Source organism: Streptomyces sp. NPDC006365 (assembly GCF_042870755.1).
GTDB lineage: Bacteria > Actinomycetota > Actinomycetes > Streptomycetales > Streptomycetaceae > Streptomyces > Streptomyces xiangluensis.
In genome coordinates, this window is sequence record NZ_JBIAHS010000001.1 from 854099 (window position 1) to 871405 (window position 17307).

Here is a 17307-nt window from a genome sequence, read left to right on the forward strand (position 1 = left end):
GCGGAATCCTTCGACGCAACGCTCTGAAGGCGCCAAGGCTGACGGCGTGGACGGTGAGGTGGGCTGCGCTCAGGGCGGGGCCCGAGGCTTCGAGGAGGGCCCGGACGACGGCCGGGCGCTGCGTCCGGTGACGTGTGGGGGCATGCGGCGCTGATGGCGATCGCCGATGGGCCTGCTGTCTGGGCGAAGGAACGCTGCCAGAGCCTTGTGGACATGAGCGCTGTTTCCTTTCGGGTATGGAGGTCGACAAGGCGACGGGGTGAAGGCCGTAGCGGCCTTCACCCCGTCGCACCGGGCGTCGAGGCCCGCCGTCCGCTTCATGGCAAGGGCTGGTCAAAGCGGGTCACCGCCGCTTGCCGCCCTCACCATCCGGGCTCTACACGGCCGGCTCAGCGGGGGCTTCCTCTGCCGGGGCTTCCTCTGCCGGGGCTTCCTCAGCGGGGGCTTCCTCTGCCGGGGCTTCCTCTGCCGGGGCTTCCTCAGCGGGGGCTTCCTCAGCGGGGGCTTCCTCTGCCGGGGCTTCCTCAGCCGGGTCCTCCTCTGCCGGGGCTTCCTCTGCCGGGGCTTCCTCTGCCGGGTCCTCCTCAGCGGGGGCTTCCTCTGCCGGGTCCTCCTCTGCCGGGTCCTCCTCAGCCGGGTCGTTGTCCTCGGTCTCCTCCTCGTGCTCGGTCTCGACCTCGTGCTCGTCCTTCCAGTGGTCCTCGTCCTCCCAGAAGTCCTCGTCCTCCCAGAAGTGATCGTTGTGGTGCTGCTGCCAGTAGTAGTAGTCCTTATGGGTGTCCCAGAAGTACCACTTGTGATGCTTAATCACCACGTAGTAGCACTCGTACTTCTTATCCCAGTGGAACTTGTAACCGCCGGCCCAGCAGTAGTCCTTCTCGTGCTTGTCGGGCTTGCTGCCGTGCTCGTCGGGCTTGTCGGGCTTGCTGCCGTGCTCGTCGGGCTTGTCGGGCTTGCTGCCGTGGCCGTCGGGCTTGCTGCCGTGCTCGTCGGGCTTGTCGGGCTTGCTGCCGTGGCCGTCGGGCTTGCTGCCGTGCTCGTCGGGCTTGCCGGGCTTGCTGCCGTGGCCGTCGTGCTTGTCAGGCTTGCTGCCGTACTTGTCGTGCTTGTTGTGCTTGTTGTGGTTCTTGCTCCAGCAGGAGTTCTTGTGGTGCTTGTCCTGGTGGGCGGGGGCCATGGCTCCCGCCGACGTGGGGGGCATGGGGGCCGCCGTTGCGGCGGTGGCCGGCAGGATGACGCCTCCGGCGACCACAACGGCCGACGCCACCGCCGTTGCGAGGCTCAGCCGACGCTTGGGACGGGCGCCATAGTGCTTGCGGGTAATACGGCTCATGTTTCCTCCTGAGAGTGATAGGCACTTTCACGTGCCCCGGTGCCTCGTTTGCTTTCCGGTGTTCTCCGGTGAGGCCCGCACTTCCAGTAGGCCCGCATCATCCGGGCGGGTCATGTTCCGAGGGTTCGGGGCTTGACGGATTCAAAGACGCCGGGTAAGGCCGCAGTGGTAATTCACCAGAGGCCGCCTCCGCCTTGCGGAGGCGGCCCTTCGGCTGGGCTGGCCGGGGGGCGAGGGACGGCAGTGAGTGGACGGTCGGCCAGTCGCGGTCGGCGATGAACTGCCTAGTGCCAGAGGCTGGATGCGCAGGGAGAAGGAGGCGGGCGGCCGACGAGGTGCCCGTGGCTCGGGTCCCTCTGCCGTCGGCGCCTTCCCAAACCGTGCGGGCGGCGTTCACCGAACACGGCTCCACAGATATGGGTCTCAGCAAATCACGTCCTGGGTACGCCGCTTGGACCGAAACCCGTGGGAGAGCGGCTTGAAGTCGGCCTGGAAAGTCGCTTCCGGTACTCCTTTCAGCGCGGCCTCGACGACGCGGTCGGCGATCGCGGGAATCTCCCAGTGCCTTGAAAACGGCGCTCTCATGATGGTTTGTCAGTTCGGCAGCCGGGCGATTTCGGCTTCTGGTCGATGCCGGGCAGGCTGCGGACCCGGCAGTCGCGTCAGGTGAGCGCCTGCCTTCCACGGCTTGGGTGGTAGCGCGGGTACGGAGGGACGCAGCGCCTGCTGGTCAGCGGGGGTTCGGCAGCGCCGTAAGCCGTGCCAGGGCACCAGGTTCGCCGCCCCCGCTGCACCGAGCGGACGCTGACCCGCAGATCCCTGGCCCCATCGTGTTCGTCTCGCCCCGCCCAAACCGCTCGGCCGCCCTATGGACGCAACCTGGGGAACTCCGCCGCTGTGCGGTCAGGCCATTGCCCAACTCCCGCCGCTGTGCGGTGAGCCCACCACCCTGCGCACAGTCGCGTCTCAGTAACCGGGCGCGCGGACAAAGACCGGCCGGGCCCAGACCGGCGGATCCGGGGGTGGTCCAGCAACTGCGTGATCCACCGGTGCCGGCGGATGTGCACCCGAGTCGGCACCCTTCGCCGTGGTGCGCAAGGCCGCCACGAATTCCAGGCAGGAGCCGTAACGGTCCTCAGGGACCTTCGCCAGGGCCCTGGCCAGAACGTCGTCCATCGCCGACGGAGTGCCCGGCCGCCTCGCGCTCAGGGCAGGCGGCTGATCGTACTGATGTGCCCACAGCAGCTCCATGGCGTCATCCGGCTGGAATGGCGGCCCGCCCGCGAGGGTTTCGTAGACGACGCAGGCAAGGCTGTACAGATCGCACCTGCCGTCCACTGGGCGGCCCGCAATCTGTTCCGGTGCCACATAGTCGAGCGTGCCGACGAACTCGCCCACTGTGGTGAACCCGGTCAGCGACAGCGATTTCTTCGTCAGCCCGAAATCTGTGAGATAGATGTGCTCGGGGTGATCACTGTCAGTGCCCCGGGCCACCAGAACATTGCCGGGCTTGACATCCCGGTGTACGAGATCATGTTCATGGGCCGCATCAAGCGCAGACGCCACCTGAGCGGCAATACGCAGCGCGATCTCTACCGGCAACGGGCCGTCCCGGTCGAGTAGAGCCCGCAGATCCAGCCCCGGGACATAACGCATGGCGATATACAGGACACCGTCTGTCTCACCGGCCTCAAAGATCGGCACAATGTGAGGATGGTCGATCGCGGCGGCCACCCGTGATTCGTACGCGAAACGGCGCCGGAACGTGTCATTGAGGACCATTTCGGGAGTAAGCAGCTTCAGTGCCACCGTACGGTCAAGACGCAGATCCCGTGCGCGGTACACCACGGCCATACCTCCACGGCCGAGCTCACGCTCCACCCGGTACCCAGCGATCCTCGCCCCGATCAAACCCGAAGCCCGGCCCCCAGTCACACCCTTGTCCGGTCGGCCCGGCCCGGCACCCGACGCATCCGGCCCTGCACCCATCACATACCCCCCGCCAATACGTCACCGGTAACAACGCCGCCCCCGCCCCACGGGCCACCACGCGTCCCGCACCACGCACCCCGCTTCATCACCACACCACCGGAACCGGCCCCGACGAACCACCCCCGCATCATCAAACAGACAAACAGCCTATCCATGCATAAATCCTATCCGCGCTCCCTGCTACCGGCCGATCAAAGCCCACCCCGTCACCAAACCCGGCCAGCATCCACCCGGCGACATCACGCGGACACTCTCCCCGACCACTCACGAGAGGTAGTGGCCAACGCCACCGTCGTCCCTGACGTACTGCAGCGCCTGATGCGCACCGTGCCGGGCGGCGAAGCCGGTCTCGCTGTACTCGAGGCGGACCCGCAGCGCGTGCCGAGGAGGTCGGCCAGGCGGTCAAGATCGGCTTGAACGCCGACTGGTCCGCCGGCACCGCCACGGGCGTGGGCAACACCTGCGGGCCCTGGCTGGAGAAGCCGGCGTAACAGCCCGCGCCGCGTCACGCGTGCCCCCGGGCCGCCAGTAGACCAACATCATTGCCGCACCAATGAGATGGGCTTCTGGGCTCGTCGCCGCGGCCCGTATCCGAGGGGCTGTCTTGCCTCCATGCCCGCTGATCTGATGCACATCGTCTCCCGCGACTTCCCGATGGCGCTCGCTCAGGTGCAATGACATCCGTGACGCACTCATCCACCCGGAGGGCCTCACTCTCGTCGAGTTGCCGCCCGGCACCCGCATCGGCACGTCCTCAGTGCGGCGAATCGCCCAACTCGCCGCCTCACACCCGTACCTCACGTGCGTCCCGATCCGCGGCAACGCCAACCGGCGTCTCGAAAAGCTCACGGCCGGGGAGGCCGACGCCCTCCTCCTGGCCGTGGCCCGTCCACCGGTCAGCACCCGGGCACCCTCGCCGCGTCCCAGGTCGACGTACTCGGCCACCTTGTCGCGCTGGCCTTCGAAGGCCAACGGACCGAGCTCGGTCTTCTCGTCCATCGGGTCGCCGATACGGATGGTCCGGGCGCGTTCCGAGACACGTTCGAGAAGCTCGTCGTAGACGGACCTGTGCGCGAACACCCGGCTGCCGGCGATGCAGGTCTGTCCGGCGGCGGCGAAGATGCCGGCGACGACGCCCATCGCGGCGTTCGGGCTGGAAGCCCATTACCGGATGCTCATGAACCAGCTGGCCTACTCCCGGCTGGTGAGCACGTCGCTGAGTCAGCCGGGTCGCCCCCTCCAGTCGGACCGTGAACACCACCTCGTCGTGGAGCTGATCCTGGAGAAGGACGGCGACAGCGCCGAGCACGTGATGCGTGAGCACGTCAGGGTCAGCCGACGTGCGCTGCTGGCGGGGCTGCCCATCGGCGGGGCGAACGAGAGGTTCGGCGCGGCAGGTTCCTGATACGGGCCGTCCGGCGGGTCGTCCGATCCGCCTGCCATCGAATGGTCCTCCACCATCTCCTGACGGTAGATCAGGGCCGGGTTCCGCCTCTTCGGGGGCGGTGCCCGGCCCTTCGGCTTACGGGGACCTTCCACCGCTGAAATCCGTCCGTAACACCAAGAGTGTCTACTCGTAGGCAACGCTGATTCATCGTAGTAGACACTCCGTCTCGGCCAGGGAGGCCCCATGACGACCGACCCAGCAGCGGACGCCCCCGATCTCGCCGAGTTGGTCCGCGCCGACGGCATCGAGTTCGTGATGGCCGTCTTCGTCGACCTGACCGGCAAGCCGTGCGCCAAGCTCGTCCCGGCCCAGGCCGTCGAGGAACTCCGCGACGAGGGCGTCGGGTTCGCTGGATACGCGGCCGGCGCGCTCGGCCAGCAGCCGAGCGACCCCGACGTCATCGCACGGCCGGACGCCTCCTCGTACACACCCGTCCCCTTCGTCAAACCCGGCCTTGCCCTGGTCCACTGCGACCCGTACGTGGAGGGCGAACCCTGGCCCTACGCGCCGCGCGTCATCCTGCGCAGGCTCCTGGAGCGGGCCGCGGACCAGGGGCTGATGATGTCCGTCGGCGCCGAGGTCGAGTACTTCCTCGTCAACCGCGACGAGCACGGCGTGCTCAGCGTCGCCGACGCCAAGGACACCGCAGCCCGACCCTGTTACGACGCTCGGGGCCTGACCCGGATGTACGACCACCTCACCGCGGTCTCCAGCGCCATGAACTCCCTCGGCTGGGGCAACTACGCCAACGACCACGAGGACGGCAACGGCCAGTTCGAGCAGAACTTCAAGCACGCCGACGCCCTCACCACCGCCGACCGGGTCATCACCATGCGGTACCTGGTCTCGATGCTGGCCGAACAGCGGGGCATGACCGCCACGTTCATGCCGAAGCCGTTCACCGACCGCACCGGCACCGGCATGCACATGCACATCTCGCTGTGGCGGGGCGAAGAACCCGCCTTCCCCGACGCCACCGACGGGCGCGGACTCGGCCTGTCCTCGCTCGCCTACTCCTTCGTCGCCGGGATCGTCGAGCACGCGCGGGCGCTCCAGGCCGTGATCGCGCCGACTGTCAACTCGTACAAGCGCACCGGCGCGGTGAACACCCGCTCGGGCGCCACCTGGTCGCCGCGCATGGCGGGCTACGGCGGCAACGATCGCACCCACTTCGTCCGCGTCCCCGACGGCAACCGCATCGAGCTGCGCGGCGGCGACGGCGCCGCCAACCCCTACCTCGCCGCTGCCGCCGCCCTCGCCGCGGGCCTCGACGGCATCGAACGCGGCCTCGACCCGGGCGAGCCCGGCGCGGCCGGCAAGGGCCCGGAACTCCCGCCCACCCTGCTGCACGCCGTCGAGGCCCTCCAGGCGGACGACGTGATCAGCGGCGCGCTGGATGCGGTAGGCACCGGGGTCAGCCGGTACTTCGCCGACCTCAAGCGCGAGGAGTTCTTCGACTGGCACGCCACGGTCGGCCCCTGGGAGGTCGACCGATATCTGACCGCCTTCTGAAGGGACTTGAGATGTGCGGAATCGTGGGGCTCCACTTGCGCGAGCCCTCCCTCGAACCCCGGCTCGGCGCGCTGCTGACCGCGATGCTGGGGCAGGTCGTCGAACGCGGCCCCGATTCGGCGGGGGTCGCGGTCTACGGCGACCCGCGCCTGTCTCCGCCAGGACGTGCCGTCGTCTCGCTGCTCGGGGTCACGCCGGCCGAGGTGGAGGCCGCGCTGCCCGGCGCCGTGGCCGTCGCGGCTGACGTCACCACGGTCGTGCACGCGGATCTTTCCATCACCGACCTGCTCACAGCCGTCTCGGCGGCGCTGCCCCACGCCACCGTCATCGGCTCCGGCACGGACATGGCCGTACTCAAAGGCACTGGAAGTCCATTGCAGCTGGCGGAGTCCTTCGGGCTCGCCGGTGTCACCGGCTGGCAGGGCGTCGGTCACACCCGGATGGCCACCGAGTCCGCTGTCACCCCCCAGGGCGCGCACCCCTTCTCCGTCGGTCCCGGCCAGTGCCTGGTGCACAACGGCTCATTCGCCAACCACGCCACTATCCGGCGTGAACTGCGCTCCCAGGGCGTCGAGTTCGACAGCGAGAACGACTCCGAGGTGGGCGCGCGCTTCATCGCGCACCAACTGGAGCAGGGCGCCGAACCGGAGAAGGCGCTGCGGCTGCTGTGCGAGCGGTTCGACGGCTTCTACACGCTGCTCGTGTCCACCGGCGACTCCTTCGCGGTCGTCCGCGACGCGATCGCCTGCAAGCCGGCGCTCGTCGCCGAAACCGACGCGTGGGTCGCGATGGCCTCCGAGTACCGGGCGCTGGACGTCCTGCCGGGCATCGAGAACGCCCGCATCTTCGAACCCGATCCGGAAGAGGTGTACGTATGGCGACGCTGATCGACCTGGCCGAGACACCTGTGCGTGACCTCAACCAGGCCCTGCACGCCCCCGACGCGACGTCCTGGCGGGTCCTCAACCCGCGCGGCGCGCACGCCGTGGCCTGCGGGATCCGCGAGGACCACACCGTCGACGTCGAGGGCCACGTCGGCTATTACTGCGCCGGCATGAACCAGCACGCCACGGTCACGGTGCACGGCAACGCGGGCACCGGGGTGGCCGAGAACATGATGTCCGGCACGGTTCGCGTGCGCGGCAACGCGTCTCAGTCGGCCGGGGCCACCGCCCACGGGGGTCTCCTGGTCATCGACGGGGACGCCTCCGCGCGGTGCGGGATCTCCATGAAGGGCGTGGACATCGTCGTCGGGGGCAACGTCGGCCACATGAGTGCGTTCATGGGGCAGGCCGGGCGGTTGGTCGTGTGCGGGGATGCGGGCGAGGCCCTCGGCGACTCCCTGTACGAGGCCAAGATCTATGTGAGGGGCAAGGTCAAGTCCCTCGGTGCGGACTGCGTCGAGAAGGAGATACGGAACGAACACCTCGCCGAGCTGGCCGAGTTGCTGAAGGTGGCGGAGCGGGACGAGGACCCGGCCGACTTCCGCCGCTACGGCTCGGCCCGGCAGCTGTACCACTTCAAAGTCGACAACACCGCAGCGTATTAGCTCCGCTGGGAAGGCCGTCCCAACACTGCGGGCCCGATGTGGCTGGTCGCGCCCGCGCGACGGAGCCGCATCTCGGCACAGCCCCGCGCCGCCCCTAACAGGGCGCTACACCTCAGCCTTACCAAAGGAGTTGACCTTGGAACCCGCATCCCACGGCCTGCGCGAGTCCGCGACCTTCGACCGCGCCACCATCCACGCCATCCAGCGCGCCGCCGAGACCGGCATCTACGACATCCGCGGCTGGGGCGCCAAGCGGAAACTCCCGCACTTCGACGACCTGCTGCTGCTCGGCGCCTCCATGTCCCGCTATCCGCTGGAGGGTTACCGCGAACGCTGCGACACGGACGTCGTCCTCGGCACCCGGCACGCCAAGCACCCCCTGCGGCTCGCCACCCCCGTCACCATCGCCGGCATGAGCTTCGGCGCGCTGTCCGCCCAGGCCAAGGAGGCCCTCGGCCGCGGTGCCAGCGAGGTCGGCACCTCGACGACCACCGGCGACGGCGGCATGACCCCCGAGGAGCGCGGCCACTCCAAGCACCTCGTCCACCAGTACCTGCCGTCCCGCTACGGCATGAACCCCGACGACCTGCGCGCCGCCGACGCCATCGAGGTCGTCCTCGGCCAGGGCGCCAAACCCGGCGGCGGAGGCATGCTGCTCGGCCAGAAGATCACCGAGCGGGTCGCCGGGATGCGCACCCTGCCGGTCGGCATCGACCAGCGCAGCGCCTGCCGCCACCCCGACTGGACCGGGCCCGACGACCTCGCGATCAAGATCCTCGAACTGCGCGAGATCACCGACTGGGAGAAGCCGGTCTATGTGAAGGTCGGCGCGACACGGACGTACTACGACGTGAAGCTTGCCGTGCACGCGGGCGCCGATGTCGTGGTCGTCGACGGAATGCAGGGCGGTACGGCCGCCACCCAGGACGTGTTCATCGAGCACGTCGGCATCCCCACCCTGGCCGCCCTGCCTCAGGCCGTCCAGGCGCTGCAGGAGCTGGGCGTCCACCGCGAGGTCCAGCTGATCGTCTCGGGCGGTATCCGCAGCGGCGCCGACATGGCCAAGGCACTCGCCCTGGGCGCGGACGCGGTCGCCATCGGCACGGCCGCGCTGATCGCGCTCGGCGACAACCACCCGAAGTACGACGCCGAGTACCGCGAACTCGGCTCCGCCGCAGGCTACTTCGACGACTACCAGGACGGCCGCGACCCCGTCGGCATCTCCACCCAGGACGAGGACCTCGCCGCCCGCCTCGACCCTGCCGAGGCCGGCCGTCGGCTCGCCAACTTCCTCCGCGTGATGACCATGGAGGCCCAGACCCTCGCCCGCGCATGCGGCAAGGCCCATCTCCTCCATCTCGAGCCCGAGGATCTGGTTGCCCTTACCATCGAGTCCGCTGCCATGGCCCGCGTCCCCCTCGCGGGTACGAACTGGATCCCCGGGGAGGGTCTGTGATCGCCGTCGTAGGCGCTGGGCTGATGGGCGCTGCCACCGCCTGGCAACTGGCCCGGCGTGGCCATGAGGTCACGCTCATCGAGGTGTACGACATCGGCCACAAGCACGGCAGTTCGCACGGCAGCTCGCGGATCTTCCGGCGGGCGTACGCCGACCCCTTCTACGTACGGCTGACCGGACAGGCGCACGAGCAGTGGCGGGAACTGGAGGACGACGCCTCGACTCCCTTGCTGCGCACGACCGGTGGCCTCGACATGGGCGAGGACCGTGACCCGAAGGCGCTGGCCGCCGTCCTCGACGCGGCCGGAGTGCCGTACGAACTCCTCGGCCCGGAAGCAGCTCTGGAGCGCTGGCCGTACATCCGCGTCACGGGCCCGGTGCTCCACCACCCGGACGCGGGCGTGGTCGACGCCGACGAGACCGTCGGGGCCTGCGTACGGCGGGCGATCGAACACGGCGCGGAAGCGATCCTCGGCACACGCGTCACGGGAATCGACGTCCGGAGCGGCGAGAGGGTTCTGCTGCACACCGACGACGGCCGTGAGGTCGTCGCGGACACTGTGGTGATCGCCGCCGGCGCCTGGCTGCCCGAGCTCGAACTGCCCGTCGCCCTGCCGCCGTTGCAGGTGACCCAGCAGCAGGTCTTCCACTTCCGGCAGAGCGATCCGTCCGTGAAGTGGCCGACCCTGGTCTGGGACGGTGCGCTGCACCTCTACGGCCTGCCGTCGGGAAGCGACGGCGGTCCGCTCCCCGCGGTCAAGGTCGCCGAGCACGACCGCGGCACCCCCACCACCGCCCGCACCCGCGACGGGATCGTCGACCCGTCATCGCGCACCCGGGTGAGCGACTTCGTCCGCGACCGGCTCCCGGGCCTCGAGCCCGACCCGGTGGCCGAAGCGACCTGCCTCTACACCACCACCCCCGACGAGGACTTCGTCCTCGACCGCCACGGCCCGCTGGTCATCGTCTCCCCGTGTTCCGGACACGGCGCCAAGTTCGCCCCGCTCATGGGCGCGATGGCCGCCGACCTCGCCACCGGCCGCACCGAGCCCCATCCCCGCTTCCGCCTGGACCGCGCGGGCTAGCTAAGACTGACCCGCCGTTGGGGGGATGGTCATCGATGGCCGCTGGCCGGAGGCCATCATGTGAGTTTCATGTGAGTCCCAGGGTCATCGGGTGCGGCCTGCGGAGTGTTCGCAGGTCACAGGCTTGGTGTTCCCATGTGACGTTCATGTTCGTCCAGGCCTGGTTCACGGCGGCGGCGGACAGTGACGTGGTGCACGTGAGGGTCGCGTGTACTACTGCCGGTCTGGGGTCTCGATGATCGAAGTGTGTGGCCTGTCGAAACGCTATGGCGAGGTTCTGGCCGTGGATGATCTGACGTTCGCTGTCCGGCCCGGGGAAGTGACCGGGTTCCTGGGGCCCAACGGTGCCGGCAAGTCGACCACGATGCGGATGATTGTGGGCCTGGACGCCGCCAGTTCCGGGACTGCGACTGTGGGCGGACGGCCGTATGTTGCGCAGCCCGCGCCGCTGAAGGTGGTCGGGGCGCTTCTGGATCCGGGCGCCGTGCTGCCCAGTCGCACCGCATATCACCATTTGCTGGCGCTGGCGGCCGGCAACGGGATCTCGCGCAGCCGGGTTGCGGCGGTGCTGGAGGAAGTCGGCTTGGAGAAGGTGAGCCGTCGGCGTGCGGGGACGTTCTCCCTCGGCATGCGTCAGCGGCTGGGGATCGCTGCGGCCCTGCTGGGTGATCCGCCACTGCTGGTCTTCGACGAGCCGCTCAATGGGCTGGATCCGGAGGGCATCGTGTGGATCCGTTCGCTGATGCGGAGGATGGCGGCCGAAGGACGCGCGGTTTTGATGTCCAGCCATCTGATGAGCGAGATGGAACTGACCGCTGACCACCTCATTGTCATCGGCCGGGGAAGACTGATCGCCGACACCACGATGAAGGACTTCATCGAGGCTCACTCCGAGCGCGAGGTCTTTGTCCGCAGCCCCCAGGCCGAGGAACTGCGCAGCATGCTCGGTGCAGCCGTTCAGGTGCGGACCGAGAGCAGCGACGCTTTGGTGGTGACCGGCCTGGAGGCCGCCGAGATCGGCGCGCTGGCGTCGGTCAGCGGAGTGGAGCTTCACGAGCTTGCTCCGCGCCAGGTGTCGCTGGAAAAGGCGTTCATGGACCTGACCCGGGATGCGGTGGAATACCAGTCGGACAAGGAGACGAGCCGATGACACGCCCCCCTACGCAAGTTCTTGCCAGGGCGACGAAAGCCCGTCGGCGCTCGCTTGTGCTCCGACTTCAGCCACAACCGCGTCGTGCGCGGGGTGGGAAGGTGACTTTCTGGCACTGCCTGCACGCCGAGTGGATCAAGATTCGTACGATGCGGTCGACGTTGTACGTGGTCCTGGGCACCCTGGCGTTCTGTCTCGGGCTTGCCGCGCTGAACAGCTCGTCCGCGGGCAATGAGTTCGCGGACATGAGCGCTGCGGACCAGGCCTCGTTCGACCCGCTGGCCACCAGCCTGCGTGGTTACCTGCTCGCGCAGATCGCGCTGGGTCTGTTGGGCGGTCTGGTCATCACTTCTGAGTACGGCGCGCGAACGATCGTCCCCACCTTGATTGGGGTTCCGCACCGGGCGCGGGTGCTGGCATCCAAGGCTGTGGTGCTGGTGGGTGTGGCGCTCCCGGTCGGGATCGCGGTGTCGCTGGCCGGGTTTCTTGTCGGGCAGGCGTCGCTGTCCGGGGCGGGCGCTCCGCACCTGGCGCTCTCCGACGGCGTGGCACTGCGCGGCATCTTTGGTGGTGGCCTGTATCTGGCACTGGCCGGGCTCTTCGGACTGGCTCTGGGCACGGTGATCCGCTCCACCACGGCAACGGTGACCACACTGTTCGGGGTGATGCTGATTGTTCAGGCCTTCGCCCCGGCCCTGCCCGGCGGACTGGGCGACTGGGTGTCGAAGTACTGGCCGCCGATCGCCGGCGGGCAGATCATCACCAGCTATCAGGACCCCGACTTGCTCAGCCCCTGGGCAGGGGTGGGTGTCATGGCGGGGTCCGTGGCGGTTCTGATGGCGGCGGCGTTCATTGTATTCCGCCAGCGTGACGCCTAGCGGGGCGGGACAGTGAAGACAGAAGATCATCGGTCGGGGACAGGTGCCATGACGACGACACAACGACTGCTGCTGGTGGAGGACGAGCCCACGCTGCGTGAGCTGCTGTCCGCCAGCTTACGGCTGGCCGGCTTTGAGGTGACTGCGGCCCAGACGGGCGGTCAGGCCCTGGAAGCGGTCCGCGACAACCGACCCGACCTGATCGTCCTGGATGTGATGCTGCCCGACCTCGACGGCTTCGAGGTGGCACGTCGTCTGCGTGAGGACCCCTCCGGCCCGGGAATCGGGCAGCCGCCGATCCTCTTCCTGACCGCCCGGGACGCAGCCGAGGACCGCATCAACGGTCTGCGGGCAGGTGGGGACGACTACGTCACCAAGCCCTTCAACCTCGAGGAACTCATCCTGCGCATCCAGGCCGTGCTGCGCCGCACCAGCGGCCGCCGGCCCGATGGGCTCCTGGTCGTGGACGACCTGGAGCTCGATCCCGACAGCCACCAGGTGACTCGCAACGGCCTGCCGGTGCAGCTGTCTCCGACCGAGTTCAGCCTGCTGCGCGTGCTGATGGAAAACGCCGGCCAGGTCCTGTCCAGGCATCAGCTTTTGGACCAGGTCTGGCACTACGACTTCGACGGTGACGACTCCATCGTCGCGTCCTATATCAGCTACCTGCGCCGCAAGATCGACATCGCAGAACCGAAGCTGATCCACACGGTGCGCGGGACCGGCTACGTTCTGCGCAGGCCCCGGGCATGAGCGCCGCTTCACCGCGCGGGCTGATCAGCCGGATGTCGCTGCGCGGGCGGGTCGTGGCCATCACGCTGCTGCTGGTCGTCACCGCCCTGCTGGCCGGCAACGCCGTACTCGTCACCCTGCTGCAGCGGCAACTGGTGCACCAGCTGGAAGACCGGCTGCGCGCCGCTGCCGCGACGGCGGCGCGGCTGTCGAACCTGGAAGACGTGCCCGGCGAGACGACACCGGAGCTGCGTGAGGCAGTGGAGCGCGACCTGACGGGTGATGTCTACGTTGTCTACCTCGATTCCGAGGGGCATCTGCGGCGTACGCTGCGTCCGGCTACGCACAGCTCCCCACGTCTTCCCGTCCTCGACACCGCGGCGGTCGCCACCCGCAAACAGCGCCCCTTCCAGATGGCGGCCGAAGGCGACGGCGACGAGTGGCGTGTCATCGCTGCTCCTTTGGCTCCGGGGCAGGACGGCGAGGCGGGCAAGGGCGGCAGCGTCGTCGTGGCCGGTTCCCTGTCTCCGGTCCATACGACGATCCGGCACTTGGGCGTGTGGATGCTGGTGATCGATGCGGTGGTGCTCATCGGGTTGGGCGTCGTCGCCTGGTTCGCGGTGCGGGCCGGCTTGCGGCCGCTGCGGCGCATCGAGAAGACGGCAGCTGCCATCGCGGGCGGGGACCTGTCCAGCCGGGTGCCGCAGCCGGCCACCATGCGCACAGAACTGGGCCGGTTGTCCGCCGCCCTCAATGGCATGCTGGACCGCATCGAAGCCGGCGACACCGCCCGCGCGGCCACCAACGCGCGCATGCGTACCTTCATCGCGGACGCCAGCCACGAATTGCGCACACCGCTGTTCGGGATCAAGGGCTTCACCGAGCTGTATCGGATGGGCGGCATGCCCGAGCGTGCGGACGTCGATGCCGCCATGAGCCGTATCGAACGTGAAGCAGCCCGCCTGGTCCGCATCGTCGAGGAACTGCTGCTGCTCGCCCGGCTCGACGAAGACGCCACCGCTGATGCGCATCTGACCCTTCGCCTGACTCCCATGGACCTGCGCACCCTGGCGGCCGATGCCCTGCACGACCTGCGGGCCATGGCACCCGACCGTCCCGTCACGCTGACCGGCCCGGGCGGCGGCCCGCCCGGTGGCGCCCCGGTTCTGGGCGACGAGTCACGCCTGCGGCAGGTCACCTCCAACCTCGTCGGCAACGCCATCGCCCACACCCCGCCCGGCACGCCGGTACGGATCGGCGTCGGCACGCTGGGGGACCAGGCCGTCCTCGAACTCAGCGATGAGGGACCAGGGATGACAGCCGAACAGGTCACTCATGTCTTCGACCGCTTCTACCGTGCCGACACCGCCCGCGGCCGCACACAGACCGGCGGTGCCGGACTTGGCCTGTCCATCGTCCGCTCCTTGGTGACCGCTCACCAAGGCCGTGTTGAGGTGTGCTCTGAGCCGGGGGAGGGCACCACGTTCCGCGTCCTGCTGCCAGTGCATCCCGACAGCTCCGCCGGCAATTCCTGAGGATCGCCCGACCCCTTCGGCCTGCTGCTGCGGACAGCGAGCAGTAAGCGACACACCGTTTGTCCCAACAGAACCGATGGCGTGCTCCGCCCAGGTGTGCCGCCGTCCTGTTTGCGCGGCCTCCTGCCGTTCACGGCAGGAGGACTACCAGCGGGAGATGACACGCCCGCTGAGCCCTACTTGTTTTTGAGTACAGGGGATTGTCGCTACGGCCGACGACACGAATGAGGCCGGCTCGGCAGGGTGAATGACGTTCCCGATATCCAGATATGGAGATGTCTCTCATGGCGACTTTCTTGCATCGGGTGGGCCGCTGGGCCTTCCGAAGGCGTCGCACCGTGGTGCTGGCCTGGGTGGCCGTACTGGCTGCTTTGTTCATCGGGGCCTCCAGCGCATCCGAGGCGTCGGAGGACTCGTCCTCCCTGCCCGGCATCGAGTCCCAGCAGGCATTCGACCTGATCAATGAGCGGTTCCCGGGCGCCGAAGCGGACGGTGCGGAGGCCCGCATCGTGTTCGTCGCGGAACGCGGCCAGCAGGTCACCTCCGCCGCCGGCCGGTCGGCCATTGGTGAACTCGTCGAGGCGGTGGCCGACGGGCCACAGGTCGCCGACGCGGCCGGCCCCTTCGACGCGAACGCGGTCAGCAAGGACAAGTCGACCGCGTACGCCACCGTGACCTACAAGGTCGCCGGCGACGATCTCACCGACGCCAGCAAGACGGACCTGACCAAGGCGGTCGAGCAGGCCCGGGACGCGGGCCTGACCGTCGAGGTCGGCGGCTCCGCGCTGGAGACCGAAGCCGCGCAGGGCGTGGGTGAGGTACTCGGCGTTCTCGTCGCCGCGGTGGTTCTGCTGATCACCTTCGGCTCGCTCGCCGCCGCCGGCCTCCCCCTGCTCACCGCCCTCCTCGGCGTCAGCATCAGCCTGGCCGCAATCACCGCCCTGAGCAGTGCCTTCGGGTTCTCCTCGACGGTCGGTGAACTGGCGATGATGCTCGGCCTCGCCGTCGGCATCGACTACTCCCTGTTCGTGGTCTCGCGCTACCGGGAGGAGCGGGCCAAGGGACACGAGCCGCAGGAGGCGGCTGCCCTGGCTGTGGGCACGGCCGGAAGCGCGGTCGTCTTCGCCGGCCTCACCGTCGTCATCGCTTTGCTGGGTCTCTCCGTCATCGGCGTCCCGATGCTCAGCAAGATGGGTATCGGCTCGGCAGGCGCAGTCATGGTCGGAGTCCTGATCGCCCTGACCGCAGTGCCGGCACTCCTGGGATTCTGGCCCAATGCGGTGCTCTCGCGCCGTGACCGCAAGGGCGGACGCCGCACCCGCACCAAGATCCTCAGCCCTATCAGGACCAAGACGGCCGGCACCACCACGAAGGCCCCCCGGGGTGTTCGGTGGGCGCAGTTCGTGGTGCGCCGCCCGCTGCCGGTTCTGCTCCTGACAGTGATCGGCCTCGGGGCGCTCGCGGTGCCGTCGCTGGACCTGCGGATGGGTATGCCCGGCGATGAGGCCAAGTCGACCGCAACCACCGAGCGCCGCGCCTACGACGCGCTCGCCGAGGGCTTCGGCCCGGGCTTCAACGGCCCGCTGACCGTGGTCGTCGACGTCAAGAAGGCCAAGGACCCGCAGGCGGCCGTGACCGCGGTCTCCGACAAGCTCGCCGAGACCAAGGGAGTCGTCTCCGTCTCCCCGGTACGGCTCAACGAGGCGAAAGACACAGCGGTGATCGCCGCTGTCCCCTCGACCGCACCCACCAGCCGGCAGACGCAGGACCTGGTGCACACCATCCGCAGCGAGCGCACTGCGGTGGAGTCCGCCACCGGCGCCGACTTCAAGGTCACCGGCACCACCGCCCTGAACATCGACGTGGGCCAGAAGATGCAGGACGCCCTCATTCCCTACCTCGCGGTCGTCGTCGGTCTCGCCTTCCTCCTCCTGGCCCTGGTCTTCCGTTCGATCCTGGTGCCGCTCAAGGCCGCGCTCGGCTTCCTGCTGTCCGTCGGTGCGGCTCTCGGCGCGATCGTCACGGTCTTCCAGCAGGGCCACGGAGCCGGCATCTTCGGCGTCGACGAAACCGGCCCGATCATGAGCACCATGCCCATCTTCCTGGTGGGTATCGTCTTCGGCCTCGCCATGGACTATCAGGTCTTCCTCGTCTCCCGGATCCGCGAGGCGCACATCCACGGAGAAGGGCCCGGCCAGGCCATCGTCACCGGTTTCCGGCACAGCGCCCAGGTCGTAGGGGCAGCAGCGCTGATCATGATGGCGGTGTTCGGCGGGTTCATGACGGGCGGCGAATCCCTGGTCAAGATGGTCGGCTTCGGACTGGCCAGTGCCGTCTTCTTCGACGCCTTCGTCGTCCGTATGGCATTCGTGCCCGCGGTCCTGGCGCTCCTCGGCAAGCGGGCATGGTGGCTCCCACGCTGGTTGGACCGGCTGATGCCCCGCGTCGACGTCGAGGGTGAAGCACTCACCCAGCAGGTCTCCGCGCCGCGTGATCTGCCTGCCGACGATCCACGGGCCTCCGTGACGGTCTGACGCACGTGCCGGCCGGGCCGCTCGGACATCGTCCCAGAGCGGCCCGGACTGGCCTCCACTCTGTCCACTTCTTCAGCCCTCGGTCACGGCACCGCGGAGAAACC

13 protein-coding genes and 2 pseudogenes are annotated in these 17307 nt (G+C 68.8%); 12 read left to right on the plus strand and 3 right to left on the minus strand.

Annotation, left to right across the window (positions count from 1 at the left end; genetic code table 11):
- Window positions 1-376: 376 nt before the first annotated feature.
- The gene (locus tag ACFYO0_RS03950) at window positions 377-1333 is read right to left on the minus strand and encodes a hypothetical protein (protein ID WP_388670103.1); all 957 of its coding nucleotides are present in this window, start codon (window positions 1331-1333) and stop codon (window positions 377-379) included.
- 966 nt (window positions 1334-2299) lie between these two features.
- Window positions 2300-3322 (minus strand): serine/threonine-protein kinase, encoded by a 1023-nt coding sequence (locus tag ACFYO0_RS03955; RefSeq protein ID WP_388670106.1) that lies wholly within the window; start codon window positions 3320-3322, stop codon window positions 2300-2302.
- Between the two features lie 667 nt (window positions 3323-3989).
- Here ACFYO0_RS03955 and ACFYO0_RS03960 point away from each other — a divergent pair.
- A pseudogene (locus tag ACFYO0_RS03960) lies at window positions 3990-4211 on the plus strand (hydroxymethylbilane synthase); the annotation flags it as partial.
- 35 nt (window positions 4212-4246) lie between these two features.
- On the opposite strand, the pseudogene ACFYO0_RS03965 reads toward ACFYO0_RS03960, so the two are convergent.
- Window positions 4247-4465 (minus strand): annotated as a pseudogene (locus ACFYO0_RS03965) (aldehyde dehydrogenase family protein); the annotation flags it as partial.
- Between ACFYO0_RS03965 and ACFYO0_RS03970 the strand changes: the two are divergent.
- From ACFYO0_RS03970 to ACFYO0_RS04020, 11 genes are all read left to right on the plus strand, one after another.
- Window positions 4419-4730 carry an FCD domain-containing protein gene (locus tag ACFYO0_RS03970; protein ID WP_388670109.1) on the plus strand — a complete coding sequence of 104 codons (312 nt, stop codon included), beginning with the start codon at window positions 4419-4421 and terminating at the stop codon, window positions 4728-4730. The pseudogene ACFYO0_RS03965 and the gene ACFYO0_RS03970 sit on opposite strands and share 47 nt — an antisense overlap.
- 225 nt (window positions 4731-4955) lie before the next feature.
- Complete coding sequence (gene glnT / locus ACFYO0_RS03975; RefSeq protein WP_388670112.1) at window positions 4956-6284, plus strand: type III glutamate--ammonia ligase; 1329 nt, start codon at window positions 4956-4958, stop codon at window positions 6282-6284.
- 11 nt (window positions 6285-6295) lie between these two features.
- The gene (locus ACFYO0_RS03980) at window positions 6296-7171 is read left to right on the plus strand and encodes a glutamine amidotransferase family protein (RefSeq protein WP_388670115.1); all 876 of its coding nucleotides are present in this window, start codon (window positions 6296-6298) and stop codon (window positions 7169-7171) included.
- Window positions 7159-7833, plus strand: coding sequence for a glutamate synthase (locus tag ACFYO0_RS03985; protein ID WP_388670118.1), 675 nt, complete (start codon window positions 7159-7161; stop codon window positions 7831-7833). The genes ACFYO0_RS03980 and ACFYO0_RS03985 overlap by 13 nt, the downstream gene beginning before the upstream one ends.
- Before the next feature lie 136 nt (window positions 7834-7969).
- On the plus strand, window positions 7970-9289 hold the full coding sequence (locus ACFYO0_RS03990; protein WP_388670121.1) for an FMN-binding glutamate synthase family protein: 1320 nt from the start codon (window positions 7970-7972) through the stop codon (window positions 9287-9289).
- Window positions 9286-10374 carry an FAD-dependent oxidoreductase gene (locus ACFYO0_RS03995; RefSeq protein ID WP_388670124.1) on the plus strand — a complete coding sequence of 363 codons (1089 nt, stop codon included), beginning with the start codon at window positions 9286-9288 and terminating at the stop codon, window positions 10372-10374. Before ACFYO0_RS03990 ends, ACFYO0_RS03995 begins: the two co-directional genes overlap by 4 nt.
- Window positions 10375-10609: 235 nt before the next feature.
- The gene (locus ACFYO0_RS04000) at window positions 10610-11524 is read left to right on the plus strand and encodes an ABC transporter ATP-binding protein (protein WP_388670127.1); all 915 of its coding nucleotides are present in this window, start codon (window positions 10610-10612) and stop codon (window positions 11522-11524) included.
- 101 nt (window positions 11525-11625) lie between these two features.
- The gene (locus ACFYO0_RS04005; RefSeq protein ID WP_388670130.1) at window positions 11626-12402 is read left to right on the plus strand and encodes an ABC transporter permease; all 777 of its coding nucleotides are present in this window, start codon (window positions 11626-11628) and stop codon (window positions 12400-12402) included.
- A gap of 48 nt (window positions 12403-12450) precedes the next feature.
- Window positions 12451-13155 (plus strand): response regulator transcription factor, encoded by a 705-nt coding sequence (locus tag ACFYO0_RS04010; RefSeq protein ID WP_388670133.1) that lies wholly within the window; start codon window positions 12451-12453, stop codon window positions 13153-13155.
- Complete coding sequence (locus tag ACFYO0_RS04015; RefSeq protein ID WP_388670136.1) at window positions 13152-14669, plus strand: sensor histidine kinase; 1518 nt, start codon at window positions 13152-13154, stop codon at window positions 14667-14669. The genes ACFYO0_RS04010 and ACFYO0_RS04015 overlap by 4 nt, the downstream gene beginning before the upstream one ends.
- Before the next feature lie 284 nt (window positions 14670-14953).
- Window positions 14954-17203 (plus strand): MMPL family transporter, encoded by a 2250-nt coding sequence (locus ACFYO0_RS04020; RefSeq protein ID WP_388670139.1) that lies wholly within the window; start codon window positions 14954-14956, stop codon window positions 17201-17203.
- The last annotated feature ends 104 nt before the right edge of the window (window positions 17204-17307 follow it).